Source organism: Geomonas limicola (genome assembly GCF_014193675.1).
In the GTDB taxonomy this organism is placed as follows: domain Bacteria; phylum Desulfobacterota; class Desulfuromonadia; order Geobacterales; family Geobacteraceae; genus Geomonas; species Geomonas limicola.
In genome coordinates this window covers 21,641-36,870 of the sequence record NZ_BLXZ01000005.1, presented here as the reverse complement: position 1 = coordinate 36,870, position 15,230 = coordinate 21,641, and the positions used below count along the sequence as shown (strand labels likewise).

12 protein-coding genes are annotated in these 15,230 nt (G+C 62.1%); 6 read left to right on the top strand and 6 right to left on the bottom strand.

Annotated elements, in window-relative coordinates:
• Position 1 precedes the first annotated feature (1 nt).
• Entirely contained in the window at positions 2 to 1,720 is a 1,719-nt protein-coding gene (locus H7688_RS12835; protein ID WP_246329799.1) for a hybrid sensor histidine kinase/response regulator, read from the bottom strand.
• A 353-nt stretch (positions 1,721 to 2,073) separates the two neighbouring features.
• Here H7688_RS12835 and H7688_RS12830 point away from each other — a divergent pair, with 353 nt between their 5' ends.
• From H7688_RS12830 to H7688_RS12815, 4 genes are all read left to right on the top strand, one after another.
• Positions 2,074 to 2,409, top strand: a complete 336-nt coding sequence (locus H7688_RS12830) for a toxin (protein ID WP_183361526.1) — start codon at positions 2,074 to 2,076, stop codon at positions 2,407 to 2,409.
• A gap of 234 nt (positions 2,410 to 2,643) precedes the next feature.
• Positions 2,644 to 3,705: a hypothetical protein gene (locus H7688_RS12825; RefSeq protein WP_183361525.1), complete on the top strand. Its 1,062-nt coding sequence runs from the start codon at positions 2,644 to 2,646 to the stop codon at positions 3,703 to 3,705.
• A gap of 3 nt (positions 3,706 to 3,708) precedes the next feature.
• The gene (locus tag H7688_RS12820; protein ID WP_183361524.1) at positions 3,709 to 4,878 is read left to right on the top strand and encodes a vWA domain-containing protein; all 1,170 of its coding nucleotides are present in this window, start codon (positions 3,709 to 3,711) and stop codon (positions 4,876 to 4,878) included.
• Positions 4,879 to 4,881: 3 nt separating this feature from the next.
• Positions 4,882 to 5,292, top strand: coding sequence for a hypothetical protein (locus H7688_RS12815; RefSeq protein WP_183361523.1), 411 nt, complete (start codon positions 4,882 to 4,884; stop codon positions 5,290 to 5,292).
• Positions 5,293 to 5,496: 204 nt separating this feature from the next.
• On the opposite strand, the gene H7688_RS12810 is transcribed toward H7688_RS12815, so the two are convergent.
• From H7688_RS12810 to H7688_RS12795, 4 genes are all read right to left on the bottom strand, one after another.
• The gene (locus tag H7688_RS12810; RefSeq protein WP_183361522.1) at positions 5,497 to 7,491 is read right to left on the bottom strand and encodes a PAS domain-containing sensor histidine kinase; all 1,995 of its coding nucleotides are present in this window, start codon (positions 7,489 to 7,491) and stop codon (positions 5,497 to 5,499) included.
• Between the two features lie 628 nt (positions 7,492 to 8,119).
• On the bottom strand, positions 8,120 to 9,517 hold the full coding sequence (ahcY, locus tag H7688_RS12805; protein WP_183361521.1) for an adenosylhomocysteinase: 1,398 nt from the start codon (positions 9,515 to 9,517) through the stop codon (positions 8,120 to 8,122).
• 175 nt (positions 9,518 to 9,692) lie between these two features.
• Positions 9,693 to 10,616 carry an ArsR/SmtB family transcription factor gene (locus H7688_RS12800; protein ID WP_183361520.1) on the bottom strand — a complete coding sequence of 308 codons (924 nt, stop codon included), beginning with the start codon at positions 10,614 to 10,616 and terminating at the stop codon, positions 9,693 to 9,695.
• 153 nt (positions 10,617 to 10,769) lie between these two features.
• Positions 10,770 to 11,867, bottom strand: a complete 1,098-nt coding sequence (locus tag H7688_RS12795; RefSeq protein WP_183361519.1) for an NAD(P)H-dependent flavin oxidoreductase — start codon at positions 11,865 to 11,867, stop codon at positions 10,770 to 10,772.
• A 143-nt stretch (positions 11,868 to 12,010) separates the two neighbouring features.
• Here H7688_RS12795 and H7688_RS12790 point away from each other — a divergent pair, with 143 nt between their 5' ends.
• On the top strand, positions 12,011 to 12,970 hold the full coding sequence (locus H7688_RS12790) for a sensor histidine kinase (protein WP_183361518.1): 960 nt from the start codon (positions 12,011 to 12,013) through the stop codon (positions 12,968 to 12,970).
• Positions 12,971 to 13,675 (top strand): response regulator transcription factor, encoded by a 705-nt coding sequence (locus H7688_RS12785; protein WP_183361517.1) that lies wholly within the window; start codon positions 12,971 to 12,973, stop codon positions 13,673 to 13,675.
• Positions 13,676 to 13,869: 194 nt separating this feature from the next.
• On the opposite strand, the gene metK is transcribed toward H7688_RS12785, so the two are convergent.
• Complete coding sequence (metK, locus tag H7688_RS12780; protein WP_183361516.1) at positions 13,870 to 15,039, bottom strand: methionine adenosyltransferase; 1,170 nt, start codon at positions 15,037 to 15,039, stop codon at positions 13,870 to 13,872.
• Between the last annotated feature and the right edge of the window lie 191 nt (positions 15,040 to 15,230).

The following is a 15,230-nucleotide window of genomic DNA, read 5'->3' as shown; positions in this document are numbered from 1 at the left end:
CTCACAGCACTGAAAACGACTCCCCCCGCCGGTCCAGCACCTGGCGAACCAGCGCCCCCAGCGTCGGCATCGTATAAGGTTTCATAAGACAGGCATCGATGCCACGGCCGCTGTCACTGGTTTCCACCGAATCCCTAAACCCGGTGCAGAGGATGACCGGGATTCCCGCCCGGATCGCGGCGACCTCTTCCGCGAGCACTTTGCCCGTCATGCCCGGCATGGTCAGATCGGTGATCAGGAGATCGAATGCTCCGGGATCGGAGCGGAAAATCTGCAGGGCATCCTGGCTTCTCGACGCGGTAGTCACGCGGTACCCGAGGCATTCCAGAATCTCGCGCCCCAAGACGGTGAGTGCTTCCTCGTCATCGACGAAGAGGATCCGCTCACTCCCCCGCAGGTTCTGCTCCAGGGCAACCTCTTCCGGAACCACGGCATCGCTCACCAAGGGGAGGAGCACGTCGAACCTGGTGCACACCCCCGGCTCGCTCTGGACGGAGATGGCCCCGCCATGGCTTTTAATGATCCCCTGAACCACGGCAAGTCCCAGGCCGGTTCCCTCACCGACCGGCTTGGTGGTGAAATACGGGTCGAAGATCTTGTCGAGCAGACCGGGTTCGATGCCCTTGCCGGTATCCCTTACCGAAAGCCGCAACTGGCGCGCGCCCCGGGGAGCCGGGCCGTCCCCCGTCCCGCGGCCTTCTGCCAAGGAGAGGACGATATCCAGAAGCCCCCCTCGGGGTTGCATGGCCTGGACCGCATTGGTAGCCAGGTTCATCAGCACCTGGTGCAGTTGGGTAGCGTCTGCCAGGACCTTGTCCTGGTCCGGCTCGACGCGGATCTCGGGGCGGACCTCGATGGTGGTGGGAAGCGTGGAGCGGAGCAATTTGCAGACATCCTCAACGAGAGGTATCAGGTGCACCGGCTTGGTCTCCTGGTCCCGTTTGCGGCTGAAGCTCAGGATCTGGCGCACCAGTTCGGCGGCCCGTTTCGCCGAGGTGAAGACGCGCTCCATGTCGGACCGGCCCGGGTTGTCATGCGGGACCTTGAGCAGCGCCATCTCGGTAAAACCGAGGATAGAGGTGAGGATGTTGTTGAAATCGTGGGCGATACCCGCAGCGAGGGTGCCGATCGCCTCCATTTTCTGGGCCTGACGCAGTTCCTTCTCGGTATTCCTCAGCGCGGCGGTACGCTCCTCCACACGCCGCTCCAGCAGCTGGTTTGCCTCCAGCAGTTCGCGGCTGGCGATCTCGGCGGCCTCTTTGGCGACCTCGAGTTCGGCGGTGCGCTCTCTGACCAACTCCTCGAGATGATCGCGGTACTTGATGAGTTCGGTTTCGGCGAGTTTTTGTTCGGTGATGTCAGTGCCGCTGCCGATCCAGCGCACAATGCGGCCCGAGGCATCACGTTGGGGGAGTGCACGGGAGAGGACCCAGCGGTACTCGCCGTCGTGGCGCCTGTTGCGATGCAGGCAACTGTACGGCTCGCCGGTGGCAAGGGAGTGTGACCACAGCGCGGCGGTCATGGCGACGTCGTCAGGGTGGAGGATACTGCGCCAGGGCTCCGGATCCGGCTCGCCAGGAACCAGGCCGTTGAATTCGTACCAGCGCAGGTTGGCGGTATCCTGGGATCCTTCCGGCGTGGCGGTCCAGACGATCTGGGGGATCATGTCGACGATGACCCGATACAGCCCTTCGCTTTCATCCCGATCTTCGTTATTCACACGATCCTCATTGCAGTGCTCAGCAAAGTTGACAGGAGAGGTAGCACCCTATTGTGCGGCAATTGCTTATAAGGTCAAGAAAAATTTCTCAGGTAATGGCGCAGGATTAGATATTTACAGATTTCCGCAATCCGGGGTAGTCCGAAAACTGGGCGTCCGCACCAGAAATCCCCAGGGCATGGTTAGCGGCAGATAAAAAAGGCGGGACCCCCCGTGATGCCGCACGGTATCCCGGCGCTACCGCCCTACCCGCTGTTCTTCGAAATCGCCTGTCGCTGCACCGAAGATCTTTCCCTCGGGTGGCAACTGTGCTACTACTGCCGGGACGAAATCCGCGGCTGCCAGGAGGAGCGATGCAGGAATTCCACTATTTCCCAACCCCCAATTTCGCCGCCAGACTCAGCAAGATCGAGAAGCACGACCCTCCCGGCCACGCGCGCATCCTGGACGTCATCGACCGATTGCTGAAACATCCCGGTGATGCCGACGGCTGGATGCACGGCGCCTACCAGGGACGGCTCAAGAAGTACGTGGGAAGGCGCGACTACCGGCTTATCTACCACTGGTGCGAATTGTGCCGCAAGGAAGGGAAAAAGTTCGAGGAGAAGTGCGGGTTCTGCCAGCAGGTCCAGGACAACAGCGTGGTCTTCTTCGAGATCTACCACAAAAACGAGGCGAACCGACTCTAAGCTCCCCCTCCCGCAACGGGATGGCAACCAGGCGCTCCCGACCCGACGCTGCCGTCCCGACTCCCTCCATAAGTTTTTTCCCGAACTCCCCGTCTGTTTACCATTTCCCCCTTTCCTGTCCCGGGAAATGTGTGTAAGATAATCCGACCAATCTTATCCGATTAGCCTGCGCCGTCGACCTTATCGAGGTGGCCCGGGCTGTTGCGGGATTTTCAGGAAAGGCGGTAGCAACAGATGAACGTCGAACAGATGAAACTGGTCATCAAGGAGATCGTTGCCAAGACCGATCTTACCCCCTGCGTGGTCGGGCACCGCGGTGTCGGCAAGACTGCCGGCATCATCCAGGCCTGCCGGGACCTGGACCGGAGCTACGTGAGCCTGCGCCTGGGACAGATGGAGGTCGGCGACCTGGTGGGGATACCGTTTCGCGACGGGGAGACCATGCACTGGTCCCGCCCCTCCTGGCTCCCCCGGGACGAGGACCAGCCCACGGTGATCCACTGCGACGAACTGAACCGGGCCCAGCAGGAGGACACCCTGCAGGCGATCTTCCAGTTCGTCGAACCTCCGGCGGAGGGGCGTTTGCGCGCCCTGCACACCCACAACCTCTCGCGACGCCACAAGGTGGTGGTGAGCATCAACCCGCCCGACGGCAGCTACCAGGTGGCCACCCTGGACCGTGCGCTCATCGACCGGATGGTGATGCTCTACGTGGAGACCGACTACCAGTGCTGGGCGCGCTACGCCGCGGAGCGGGAACTCTCCGGTGAGGTGCGCCGTTTCCTGGCCGGCAACGCGGGACTCTTGGCCCGCCAGGGGGCACCCATGGACCTGCAGGTGGAACCGAGCGAGCGCGGCTGGGAGATGGTGAGCACCCTGCGCAAGAGCTGCCGCTTCCCCGCCGACCTGGAGATGGAGGTCTACGCCGGCATCGTCGGGAAGGAAGCGGCCATCATGTTCATGCGCTGGCTCGCCGACCACAAGGGGCGCCCGTTGAGCGCAGCGGAGATCCTGAACCAGTGGGGCGAGGTGGCCGAGCGGGCCGAGGCCCAGCGCGACGACGTCCAGGCCGCCACCATCAACGACCTGACCGCCACCCTTGCCGCCTCCCCTGCCCTCACCCCAGAGCAGGAACAAAACCTGGTTAACTACATCGCCGTCCTGCCGCGTGACCTCTGCTTTGGCCTGGTGAAGACGCTGCTGCGCATCCCGGAGGTTGCCCTTATCCTGGTCCAGGACAAGTACGACGGAGTGATCTACGACGCGGTCGAGACGATCTCCCAGGAGGCGCGCTAAGCCGTGGCTGCTGGGCTGGAAAACGCCGTGGTGCGGCTGTTGCGCGAGCGCCCCTTCTACGGGCAGTTCCTGCTCAACCTGCGCCGCGAGGAGCGCCCTTTGGACGGCAAGCCCGCCGGCATCACGGTGCGCGACGGCATCCCGATCCTCGCGGTCGATCCGGCCCACCTCGAAGCACTCCCGCCCCGCCAGCAGTGCAACCTGCTTGAACACCTGGTGAAGCACCTTCTGCACCTGCATCCGCTGCGCCGCAAAGAGCGCAACCGTCACGACTGGGACATCTCCTGCGACCTGGCGATCAACCCGGGGCTCGGCGAACTCCCGGCCGGTGCGGTCTACCCGGCGGACTACGGCGTGCTGGACGGCCTTGCCGCCGAGGAATACTACACCCGGCTCTCGCGCCGTTTCGACCTGGGGAACCTCTCAGGAAGCGGCTTCGGTGATGCCGATCAGGAGGCGGAAGGTGCCCAGGGTGCCGGCGGCGACCTTGAACTTGGCCAAACCCTCGACGACCACGCCCTCTGGGACGAGGCCGACAGCACCCCGTTTGCACTGGGCGAAGAGATGGTGCGCTCCATCACCCGGGAGAGCCTGCGCGGCAGCGACGGCGAGGCACCCGAGGAGGTGCGCGCGGTGGTGGCGGCGCTCCTGCGTCCGGCCCCGATCCCCTGGCGCCAGGTGCTGCGCCAGTTCGTGGCGACCGCCGGCCGCACCGGCCGTACCGGCACCTGGATGCGCGAGCACCGGCGCTTCGGCCACGACACACCGGGCATCCGCAAGCGGCACCGGCTGAACCTCCTGGTAGGGGTCGACGTGAGCGATTCCACCAACATCGTCGAGTTGCGCGAGGCCTTTGCCCGGGAGCTTCTGCAGATCGCCAAAGGACGCGACGCCACCCTTACCGTACTCTACGCCAACAGCCGCATCCAGGCGATCGAGGTCCTTAAGGGAGCGCCCGCGGTGCTGGAGCGCCACGACGGCGGCGGCTTCACCGACCTCAGGCCGGTCTTCGAGTACGCGAAGACCCTGCACCCGCTTCCCGCCGCGGTCATCTACCTGACCGACGGCATCGGGCCGGCGCCCGAGCAGATGGAATTCCCCACCTTATGGGTCCTCACCGGGGCCGGAGAGAAGCCGGTACCCTGGGGGATCGAGCTACGATTGGAGGTATGACGGATGGATCAGGAGACCTACAAGCCGATGACGGCCGAATCGGTGGGCGAACTGCTCAAGGAGGCGGGAGCCGAGGTGATGGTGCGCTCCGGGCGCAGCGAAAACTACAGCGCGCCCCGGGAGTTTTCCTTCGAGGTAAAGGCGATCTTTCCCAACGGCATGGGGCTTCACGTGGTGGCGCGTCAGTTCAACTACCGCGACCCCTGGGAGGCCGAGGGACGAGTGAACGACATGGTCGACGCCATGCTGCTTAAAGACGGGGCGCTCACCCCGCTTCCCAAGGGATACCCCTTTTTCCAGGGGATCGAGGAGGAGGTCGGGCTGGACGAGGACCGGCTCCTCGAGGTAATCCGCTGCGTGGCCCAGGTAAACGTGAAGCTCTACACCCTGCAACAGATGACCGGGGATCTCTAGTCCCAGCCCGGGCTTTGGATAAGCCGGGTCATTCTACTGCCAGGCCTGCTGTTTCCGATAGGATTCCCTCTCCCCTTGTGGGAGAGGGACAGGGTGAGGGGGAAGATGCCACCTCAGCGCAGCTGGCAGCTTCACCCACCCCATCAAAAGAGGGAGGACTTCCTGACCTCCAGTTCAGGGCTCAGCCAAAGTTACTCGTTACAGCTACAGCGCGCCGGCACCCAGCATGGTTTGGCCCGTCGCCCCCTTGATGGGAGCCGTCCTTTCGTGCAGGGTGAAGAAGAAGGTCGCTCCCCTCCCCGGCTCCCCCTCCGCCCAGATCCTGCCGCGGTGCCGCTCGATGATGGTCTGCACCGTGGTGAGCCCCACGCCGAACCCTTCGAACTCCTCGCTGGGATGCAGCCTCTTGAAGACGGCGAAGATCTTGTCGCTTTGCTGCATCTCGAAGCCGATGCCGTTGTCACGTAGGTAGTAGACCCGCTTCCCCTGTACCCGCTTCATACCGAAACGGATCACCGGGTGCTCCTTGCCCGCCGAGAATTTCCAGGCGTTGCCCACCAGGTTGTTCAGTGCCACCCTCAGCAGTTTCTCGTCCCCGGACACCATGAGTCCTTCCTCGATGTCGAAGCTGACCTGCCGCTGCGGGTGGTGCATCTGCAACTCGGCCGCAATGGCGCGCACGATGTCGCTCAGGTCGAACCGGGTCGTGTGCAGCTTTACGTGGGCGAAGCGGGACAGGTTCAAGAGCGAGGTGATCAGCCCGTCCATTCCCTCAATCTCCTGGAGCACCGATTCGAGGAAGCTGCGGCACTGGTCGTCCAGGTGCCCTCCCGCCAGCTCGGCGATGGCCTGGCAGTAGCTGCTGATGTTGGTGAGCGGACCGCGCAGGTCGTGGGAAACGGTGTAGCTGAAGGCCTCCAGCTCCTTGTTGGCCCGTTCCAGTTCCAGGGCGCGCGCCGAAAGATCCGCATTCAGGGCCTTGATGCGCTGTTCCGCTTTCTTGTGCGAGGTGATGTCGTGTACCATCCCGTAGGAACGCACCACCCTCCCCGCCTGGTTGCGCAGGTGCTCGCACTTTTGGTGCAGATAGCGCACCGCCCCGTCGTTTTTCCTCACGATCCGGTGCTCGGTCTCGTATCCCTCGCAGGGGAATTCCAGGGAGCGGTGATAGCGGTCCGCCACCATCTCCCGGTCCTCGGGATGCACCGTATCCAGAAAGATCTGGTGTGCAGGATGCACCTCCTGCGGGCTGAGCCCCAGGATCCGGTAGATCTCGTCGGACCAGACCAGCTTCCCGGTCTCGTAGTCGTACTGCCAGCTCCCCAACTGCCCGATGCGCTGTACTTCCCGCATCTGCCGCTCGCTCTCCTTGATTGCCTGTTCCGCCAGCTTGCGCTCGGTGATGTCGCGCACCAACTCGATGCCGGCAACGATCTGCCCGGACTCGTCGCGTAACGGCGACGCGGTCAGTTCCCGGTACACCGTGCGCCCCTCGCGGACCTCGGCCTTTTCCACCGTGTGGATCTCCCCGTCCTGGAAGGTCTGCGCCACGGGGCAGTTTTCGCAGATCGTGGGGCACTGCGCCATGGCGAGGTAGCAGTGCCGCCCCTGGGCGTTACCGACGAGTTCAACCAGGATCTGGTTCTGGTAGAGGATCCGGAACTCCCGATCCACGATGACGAGCCCTTCGCCGATAGCCGCGATAATCGCCTCGGAGCGCGCCTTCTCCTGGGCCGAGCGCGCCAGGGCCGCCTGCAGGGCCTCCTCCACCTTCTTGCGCTCGGTAATGTCGCGATCGATGCCGCGCAACCCGGTCAGCTGTCCCCGCGCATCCAGGATAGGAACACCACTGGTCTCCAGGGTGCGCAGGGTCCCGTCCCGGTGGATATTCCGGTTTTCCACGGCCTGAAACGGTTCGGGGTGCCGCATGACCCGGTCGATCATTTCTCGCATGCGCAGTGCTTCCTCCAACGGCATGAAGTCGAAGGGTGTCCTGCCCAACACCTCTTCCGGTGTGTAGCCGAGCAGGTCGTAGACCTTGGGACTGGCATAGACGTAGCGCAGTTCCCTATCCACCTCCCAGATCCAGTCACTGGTCTGCTCTATCAGTGCCCGGAACTGCTGCTCTCTCTGTAAAGCCTTCCACTGTGCCCCGTGTCGAGCTGTCTGGAGATCTAACGGGTGCGGGTTCGGTATCATAGGTAGCCCTCACTTCGGAAAGCAGCACCAAGATGTGTCCACTCTAACCATACGGCTCACACTATACAACATTTTTTAATTACGTCCACACTATGAGCGTAAGAAAATGTGCCACAATGCTTTGTTTTTTATGAGCAAATAGGACTTATCTTCTCCGTTTTACGCCGTTGGACCGTCGCACCCTCCTACATCATACTTTTTAGATATACTCCTTGTTGAATGTGCGATATATTCCACGTGGGAGGAGTGAAGAGATGGCAGATCTGTTGATTCTGGTGGGTGTCGTGGTGTTCTGGGTGGTGCTGCAGAAGTACATCCTGCCGCGTTTCGGGATTCAGACCTGAATGTCGCCGACCTGCACCTCCGGGGACCGGGGGGATAAAAAGAACGTCGGAAAAGACGGGAAAAACGAGTAGCCAGCAAGACACGGAACATACCGCGAACCGCTCAAGACAAAGGGAGAAACCCACGGCACTGTGCCCACGGGGTTCTCCCTTCTCTTTGGTGTTCCTTCAGAGGGTTGTTGACCTTGTCTTTGATCTTTCTCCGTGTTCTCCGTGCCTCCGTTGCAAAAAAAAGGGCGTCCGGCATAGTACCGGACGCCCTTTCTCGTTACTGCCGGGGACTCCTAGTAGCGGTAGTGCTCGGACTTGTAGGGGCCTTCCTTCTTCACGCCGATGTAGGCGGCCTGTGCGTCGCTGAGTTCGGTCAGCATGGCGCCCAGGGTCTTCAGCTGCAGGCGCGCCACCTTCTCATCCAGCTCCTTGGGAAGCGTGTAGACGCCGACCGGGTACTTGCCCGGGTTGCAGAAGATCTCCATCTGGGCCAGGGTCTGGTTTGCGAAGGAGGAGGACATCACGTACGAGGGGTGGCCGGTTGCGCAGCCCAGGTTCACCAGGCGCCCTTCGGCCAACAGGATGATGCGCTTGCCGTCCGGGAAGATGACGTGATCGACCTGCGGCTTGATGTTCTCCCACTGGTACTGCTTCAGCTTGGCGACCTCGATCTCGTTGTCGAAGTGGCCGATGTTGCAGACGATGGCGTTGTGCTTCATCGCCTCCATGTGATCGTGGGTGATGACGTCGATGTTGCCGGTGGTGGTGACGAAGATGTCGGCCTTGTCGGCAGCCCAATCCATGGTCACTACCTTGTACCCTTCCATGGCCGCCTGCAGAGCGCAGATCGGGTCGACCTCGGTTACCCAGACCTGGGCCTGCAGCCCGCGCATCGCCTGGGCGCACCCTTTGCCGACGTCACCGTAGCCGCAGACCACGGCGACCTTGCCGGCGACCATCACGTCGGTGGCGCGCTTGATGCCATCCATGAGCGACTCACGGCAGCCGTAGACGTTGTCGAACTTGGACTTGGTGACCGAGTCGTTCACGTTGATGGCCGGGAACTTGAGTTTCCCGTTGGCGTGCATCTGGTACAGGCGGTGTACGCCGGTGGTGGTCTCTTCGGTCACACCTTTGATGGCAGCGGCGGTCTTGGAGTACCAGCCCGGCTGCTCGACGATACGTTTCTTGATGGCGGCGAAGAGGACCTCTTCTTCCTCGCAGGTCGGGTTGGCGACCACCGAGATATCCTTCTCGGCGTCCGAGCCAAGGTGCAACAGCAGCGTGGCGTCGCCGCCGTCGTCCAGGATCATGTTCGGTGCACCGCCGTCATGCCACTCGAAGATCTTGTGGGTGTAGTCCCAGTAGTCGGTCAGCGTTTCGCCCTTCACGGCAAAGACGGGGACGCCGGTTTCGGCGATGGCTGCAGCTGCGTGGTCCTGGGTCGAGAAGATGTTGCAGGAAGCCCAGCGCACCTCGGCGCCCAGCGCGGTCAGCGTCTCGATCAGCATGGCAGTCTGAATGGTCATGTGCAGCGAACCGGCGATGCGGGCGCCCTTGAGCGGCTGGCGCTGAGCGTACTCTTCGCGGATGGCCATGAGGCCCGGCATCTCGGTTTCGGCGATTTTCATCTCTTTGCGGCCCCAGGCTGCCAGGGTGATGTCCTTGACGATGTAATCGGTGTTCGACATGTGCTCTCCTTTGTGACGGTGGTAAAAATCTCTCGAAAGGGCCTCTCGGGATGATCCTCCCCCTCCGGTTGCGGTTTCAGCTGCTTCAATGAAGTATCGGCGTCTCAGGCGATGAGTTTATAGAGGTTTATCCCCTTCATCCCATTAATCCCTGTTGTCTTTTGTAGTTCCCGTCTTATCCCTGTTTTTTCCGGCCGCGCACCAGCAGAACCTCTTCCTGCCCGGGCTGGGCGGCAACCCGCAGCATCTCGACCTGCTCAAGCCCTGCCCCGCCAAACCACTCGGCCAGCTCCGCCTCCTCGAACCCGAGCCACTGGTCGGCCAGCTGCTCGCGGGCCCACTCACGCTCGTGCCGCGCCAGGTCGGCCAGCACCACGCACCCCCCGGGTTCCAGGACCCGGGCCATCTCCTGCAGCACCGCCAGCGGCTGCGAGGCGTGGTGCAGCACCATGTTGGCAACCACGCAGCCCGCACCGGCGTCGGAAAGCGGCAGGTGCGTCATCTCGCCCAGGCGCAGCTCGATGGTCGCCTGCCCCTCGGCCAGTACCCGGCGTCGTGCCTCCTCCAGCATGGCCGGGGAATGATCGACCCCGATCACCTGCTGCGCCTTGTCCGCCAATTCAGGGAGCAGCGCACCGGTTCCCACCCCGATCTCCAGGATCCGGGAGACCTGAGGAACCAGTTCGAGCAGGCGCTGCTGGTAGTCCGGCACCGGTAACAGTGTGCGGCTCAACGAGTCCCACTGCCGGGCGTGCCCTTCGAAAAACTCCAGGCTCTTCCGACGCCGCTCCTCCAGTACCGCCGCCAGCGCGGCCAGATCCTTGGCGCGTTCGGGGATCTGTTCCAGTTCGCGCTCGAAGGCGAGACGAATCGCACCGAAAAAGGTGTTGTCCTCGCCCGCCCGATAGTAGCTCCAGGTCCCCTGGCGCTTCACCGCCAGCACACCGGCCTCGGTGAGGATCTTGAGGTGCCGCGAGATGCGCGACTGCCCCATCCCCATGATTCGGGTCAGCTCCTGCACGGTGAACTCGCCGGCGAGAAGGACACCGGTAAGCCGCAGTCGGCAGGGATCGGCGAGTGCTTTGAAGAGTTCGAGCATGGCAATATCAACTTTGAGGGAAAGGTTAAATCAGGTTTTCTTGATATAGCACATCAGCTTTGCCTTGACAAGAGCATTTTGCGGGTATCAAAAAAGCCGCCCCAGCGTTTGCTGAGACGGCTTCTTCTAGATGTCCTGGGATCCTGGATTCGGTCAGGCGGCCTGGTGGCACTCCTCGCGGTCGGTTGCCGTTTCCGCGAACAGCTCGTCGAAGATCTCCTGCACGGTGCCGATGTGGTCGGCCTTCCAGGCGTTGGTGCCGCAGAAGATCAGGCCGGTGTCGACGTCGCCGCGCTGGGCGCGATCCAGGGCGGTAATGATGCAGAAACGCTCGCCGCTCTCCTTGTAGCTGCACTTCTTGAGGCACCCCATGCTGCAGACCGTGGCGTTATCCTGGTCGTAGCCGACAATGTCAGCCTGGTTGGTGAGGATGGCGCGGCCCGGCAGCCCGGCGGGGCTCATGATGAGTCCGATATCCCCTTTCTTGCAGTCCAGGTAGGCCTGTTTGTAGGCGGGTTCGGCGTCGCACTCGACGGTCGGCACGAAGCGGCTCGCCATCTGCACGCCGTCGGCACCCTCTGCCAGGGCATGCAGGAGGTCGGCGCGGTCCCAGATGCCGCCCGCTGCGATGATGGGGATGTCCAGGCCGTACTCGCTGCGGAAGAACTCCTTCACGCCGCGCACGGTGGCGTACTGGTCGTAGTCGCCGTTGCCGATGTTCTCCAGCTTCTCGCCCAGGTGCCCGCCGGCGGTGTCGGGATCTTCCACTACCACGGCATCGGGGAGCCGGTTGTACGTTTTGTCCCATTTCTTGGCGATGAGCTGCGCCGCGCGTACCGAGGAGACGATGGGGACCAGCGCCACGTCGGGTGCGTGGGCGGTGAGCCCCGGCAGGGTCATGGGGAGCCCGGCGCCGCAGACCAGCACCTTGGCGCCGGCTTCGACCGAGGCGACCACCAGCTCTTCGAAATCGGAGAGCGCCACCATGACGTTCACGCCGATGATGCCGTCGGGGGCGATCTCGTAGGCTTTCTGGATCTCCAGCTTGAGGGCCTGAGCGTTGGTCTGCAGGTAGTTTCTGCCGTTGTAGAGACCACTGTTGAGGGTGATGCCGGGGGAGGCCACCAGCCCCACACCGCCGCATTTTGCCACATGGCCGGCCAGCGAACCGCCGGAAATGCGAACCCCCATGCCCCCCTGGATGAGCGGGAAACGTGCCTCGTGTTTACCAATGCGCAACGGCTTGAACATGACTACCTCCTGGGCCTGATTCGGTAGTGTAGACATTACCAGATAACGGCGTCAGCTTTTGTAATAGAAATGTAAAAAGAGACGCCGGCAGCGCGCCAGAATACCCCTTGCAAAAACACCACCGCGATGCTATGGGATGGATCATGAGAATCCACCGGAAGTTGTCCAATCCATTGATAGCATTGATCGGCATCCAGCTCGTCTGGGTGGGCGTGGTCGTCTTCTGGATCTACTGGTTCATTGGAAGAAGCAAGGAGTTCAGGGAGCTCGCGCTGCGCTACAAGCCGGAGCTGGTAGCCAAGGGAGTCGAGTGGCTGGTGCTGGTCGAGGGGCTTTTGATGCTCCTGGTCATCCTGGCCGGCGTGTACGTCATCTTCCTGTACTGGCGCCGCCAGGCCAAGCTCTACCTGCAACAGCGCACGTACATCTCGCAGCTCACCCACGAACTGAAGTCCCCGCTTGCCTCGATCCAGCTGCACCTGGAGACCGCCAAACTGCGCGAGCTCCCCAAGGAGAAGCTGAACATCTTTCTGGACACCATGCTCTCGGACACCGAGCGGCTGAACCACCTGATCAGCAACCTGTTGATGGCTACCCGCATCGAGTTCAGGCAGTTGGGCGAGCGGGCCAAGCGCATCGACTTCTCCCTGTTCGTCTCCGAGTACCTGGAACGCAAGCGGAGCGAACTTCCCGAGGGGGGGCGGCTCACCGTGGAGATCGAGCCGGGTATCACCGCCGTGGTGGACAGCGAGGGAATGGAGATGGCCCTCCGAAACCTCTTCGAGAACGCCCTGCTCTACTCGCCGGTCTCCCCCGAGATCCGGGTCCGGCTTAGGCGCAGCGGCCGGCAGTGCCTGCTCGACTTTCAGGACAACGGGATCGGCATCGGCCAGAAGGATCTGGACCAGGTCTTCGAGATGTTCTACCGGGTGCGCAATCCCGGCGAGAACATCCGCGGCACCGGTCTTGGGCTCTACATCGTGAAGTCCGTGGTCGACGCCCACGGCGGCCGCGTCTCCGTGGTGAGTGAGGGGATCGGCAAGGGGAGCACCTTCCACATCATGCTGCCGCTTTCCGGCGGGCAGCACCAGAGGGGTCAGTAGATGAACGGGGAGAGACCGCAAATCCTCCTGGTCGAGGACGAGATTCACCTGGCGCGGGGGATCACCTTCAATCTGGAACAGGACGGCTACCTGGTAAGCCACGTGGAGAGTGGCGAGGAGGCCCTGGAGAAGGTCAAGATCGAGAAGTTCGACCTGATCATCCTGGACGTGATGCTGCCGGGGATCAACGGCTTCGAGGTCTGCAAGCAGATCAGGGGGCTCGACTCGCGGGTGCCGGTCCTCATGCTGACGGCGCGTTCCGAGGAGCGGGACCGGATCGCGGGACTGGCCGGCGGGGCCGACGACTACCTGGTGAAACCGTTCAACCTCAAGGAATTCTTGCTGCGGGTCTCCGGGATGCTACGCCGTTCCGCCTGGTACCGTCCCGACCCGGTCGAGGAAGGGTACCGTTTCGGGGAGAACGAGGTATTCCTGCTCTCCTACCGGGCCCGGACCCCCCAGGGGGAGATCGATCTCACCGATCTCGAGGTGAAGATGCTCTCCCTGTTCTTCCACCGCGAGGGGGAGGCAATTCCGCGCGGCGTGATCCTGGAGAGCGTCTGGGGCTACTCCACCGACGCCGAAACCCGCACCCTCGACAACTTCATCGTCAGGCTCAGGAAGTACTTCGAGCCCGAGCCGTCCAAGCCGATCTACTTTCAGACCGTGCGCGGCGTGGGGTACCGGTTCAGCAGAAAACCCTGATAACCCGGCACACGGATTACACGGAAACCCAGGCAAAAAGGCAGGATAGCTATAGTCCTTGGTTAAAACCTTGAAGCTGTATCCGGCCGTTTTGTCTTTGTTTCAGATGGTATCCGTGTGCGTGGTTTTAACAAAAAAAGGGGCCACCTGATTACCAGGCGGCCCCTTTGCTTTTGCGTTAACTCGATCTGTTGTTACAGCCCAGCCTTTTCCTTGATGAGGGCGGCCTTGTCGGTACGCTCCCAGGTGAACTCGGGGAGTTCGCGGCCGAAGTGACCGTAGGCTGCGGTCTTGCGGTAGATCGGACGCAGCAGGTCGAGCTGCTCGATGATGGCGCGCGGACGCAGGTCGAAGACTTCACGGACGATCTCGGCGATCCGCTTGGACGGGATCTTGCCGGTGCCGTTGGTGTCGACCATGACGGAGACCGGCTCGGCCACGCCGATGGCGTAGGCGACCTGGACTTCGCACTTCTCGCACAGGCCGGCGGCTACCAGGTTCTTCGCCACGTAGCGACCCATGTAGGCTGCCGAACGGTCCACCTTGGAGGGGTCCTTGCCGGAGAAGGCACCGCCGCCGTGGGCACCGTGCCCGCCGTAGCTGTCCACGATGATCTTGCGGCCGGTCAGACCGCAGTCACCCATCGGTCCGCCGATGACGAAACGGCCGGTCGGGTTGATCAGGAACTTGGTTTTGGCGTCCATCAGGTTCGCCGGGATGATCTTCTTGATGACTTCCTCGATGATCCCTTCCTTGATCATCTCGTAGGACACCTCGGGGGTGTGCTGCGAAGAGATGACCACGGTGTCCACGTGCACCGGCTTGTCGTCGATGTACTGGATGGAGACCTGGGACTTGGAGTCCGGACGCAGGAAGTCGAGCACACCGGCCTTGCGGACGTCCGCCAGACGGGACACCAGCTTGTGGGCCAGAAGGATCGACATCGGCATCAGTTCCGGGGTCTCGTTGCAGGCAAAGCCGAACATGAGGCCCTGGTCGCCGGCGCCCTGCTCCTTGTAGAGACCGTCGCCCTCGTTGACGCCCTGGGCGATGTCCGGGGACTGCTTGTCGATGGAGGTCAGGATGGCACAGGTTTCCCAGTCAAAGCCCATTGCGGAATCGTTGTAGCCGATTTCGCGGATGGTCTCACGGGCAATCTTCGGGTAGTCGATCACGGCATTGGTGGTGATCTCGCCGGCGATCACAGCCATGCCGGTGGTTACCAAGGTCTCACAGGCCACGCGCGCTCTGGGATCCTGGGTCAGGATAGCGTCGAGAATGGCGTCAGATACCTGGTCGGCAACCTTATCGGGATGCCCTTCTGAGACAGACTCGGAAGTAAAAATGAAATCCTTCATCTCCATATGGAATGAACCCCCTTCTGTGGTGTACAGCAACTATCGATCCAAAGTTCGGAATTGTATTATCGGGCTCTGTATTTGTCAACGAATTAAACAGTTCCGAGCCTGACACTGAGCCAGTAACTGGTAGTACGGCAGCCACTGGGGTTTCTTTTCGGAAATACATGGGGCAACTTGAGATGACATTGTTAATT

Coding starts and splice junctions, on each gene's coding strand:
- H7688_RS12830 (WP_183361526.1), top strand. CDS start 2,074: ATGCAGGAATTCCACTATTTCCCAACCCCCAATTTCGCCGCCAGACTC.
- H7688_RS12825 (WP_183361525.1), top strand. CDS start 2,644: ATGAACGTCGAACAGATGAAACTGGTCATCAAGGAGATCGTTGCCAAG.
- H7688_RS12815 (WP_183361523.1), top strand. CDS start 4,882: ATGGATCAGGAGACCTACAAGCCGATGACGGCCGAATCGGTGGGCGAA.
- H7688_RS12810 (WP_183361522.1), bottom strand. CDS start 7,491: ATGATACCGAACCCGCACCCGTTAGATCTCCAGACAGCTCGACACGGG.
- ahcY (WP_183361521.1), bottom strand. CDS start 9,517: ATGTCGAACACCGATTACATCGTCAAGGACATCACCCTGGCAGCCTGG.
- H7688_RS12800 (WP_183361520.1), bottom strand. CDS start 10,616: ATGCTCGAACTCTTCAAAGCACTCGCCGATCCCTGCCGACTGCGGCTT.
- H7688_RS12795 (WP_183361519.1), bottom strand. CDS start 11,867: ATGTTCAAGCCGTTGCGCATTGGTAAACACGAGGCACGTTTCCCGCTC.
- H7688_RS12790 (WP_183361518.1), top strand. CDS start 12,011: ATGAGAATCCACCGGAAGTTGTCCAATCCATTGATAGCATTGATCGGC.
- H7688_RS12785 (WP_183361517.1), top strand. CDS start 12,971: ATGAACGGGGAGAGACCGCAAATCCTCCTGGTCGAGGACGAGATTCAC.
- metK (WP_183361516.1), bottom strand. CDS start 15,039: ATGGAGATGAAGGATTTCATTTTTACTTCCGAGTCTGTCTCAGAAGGG.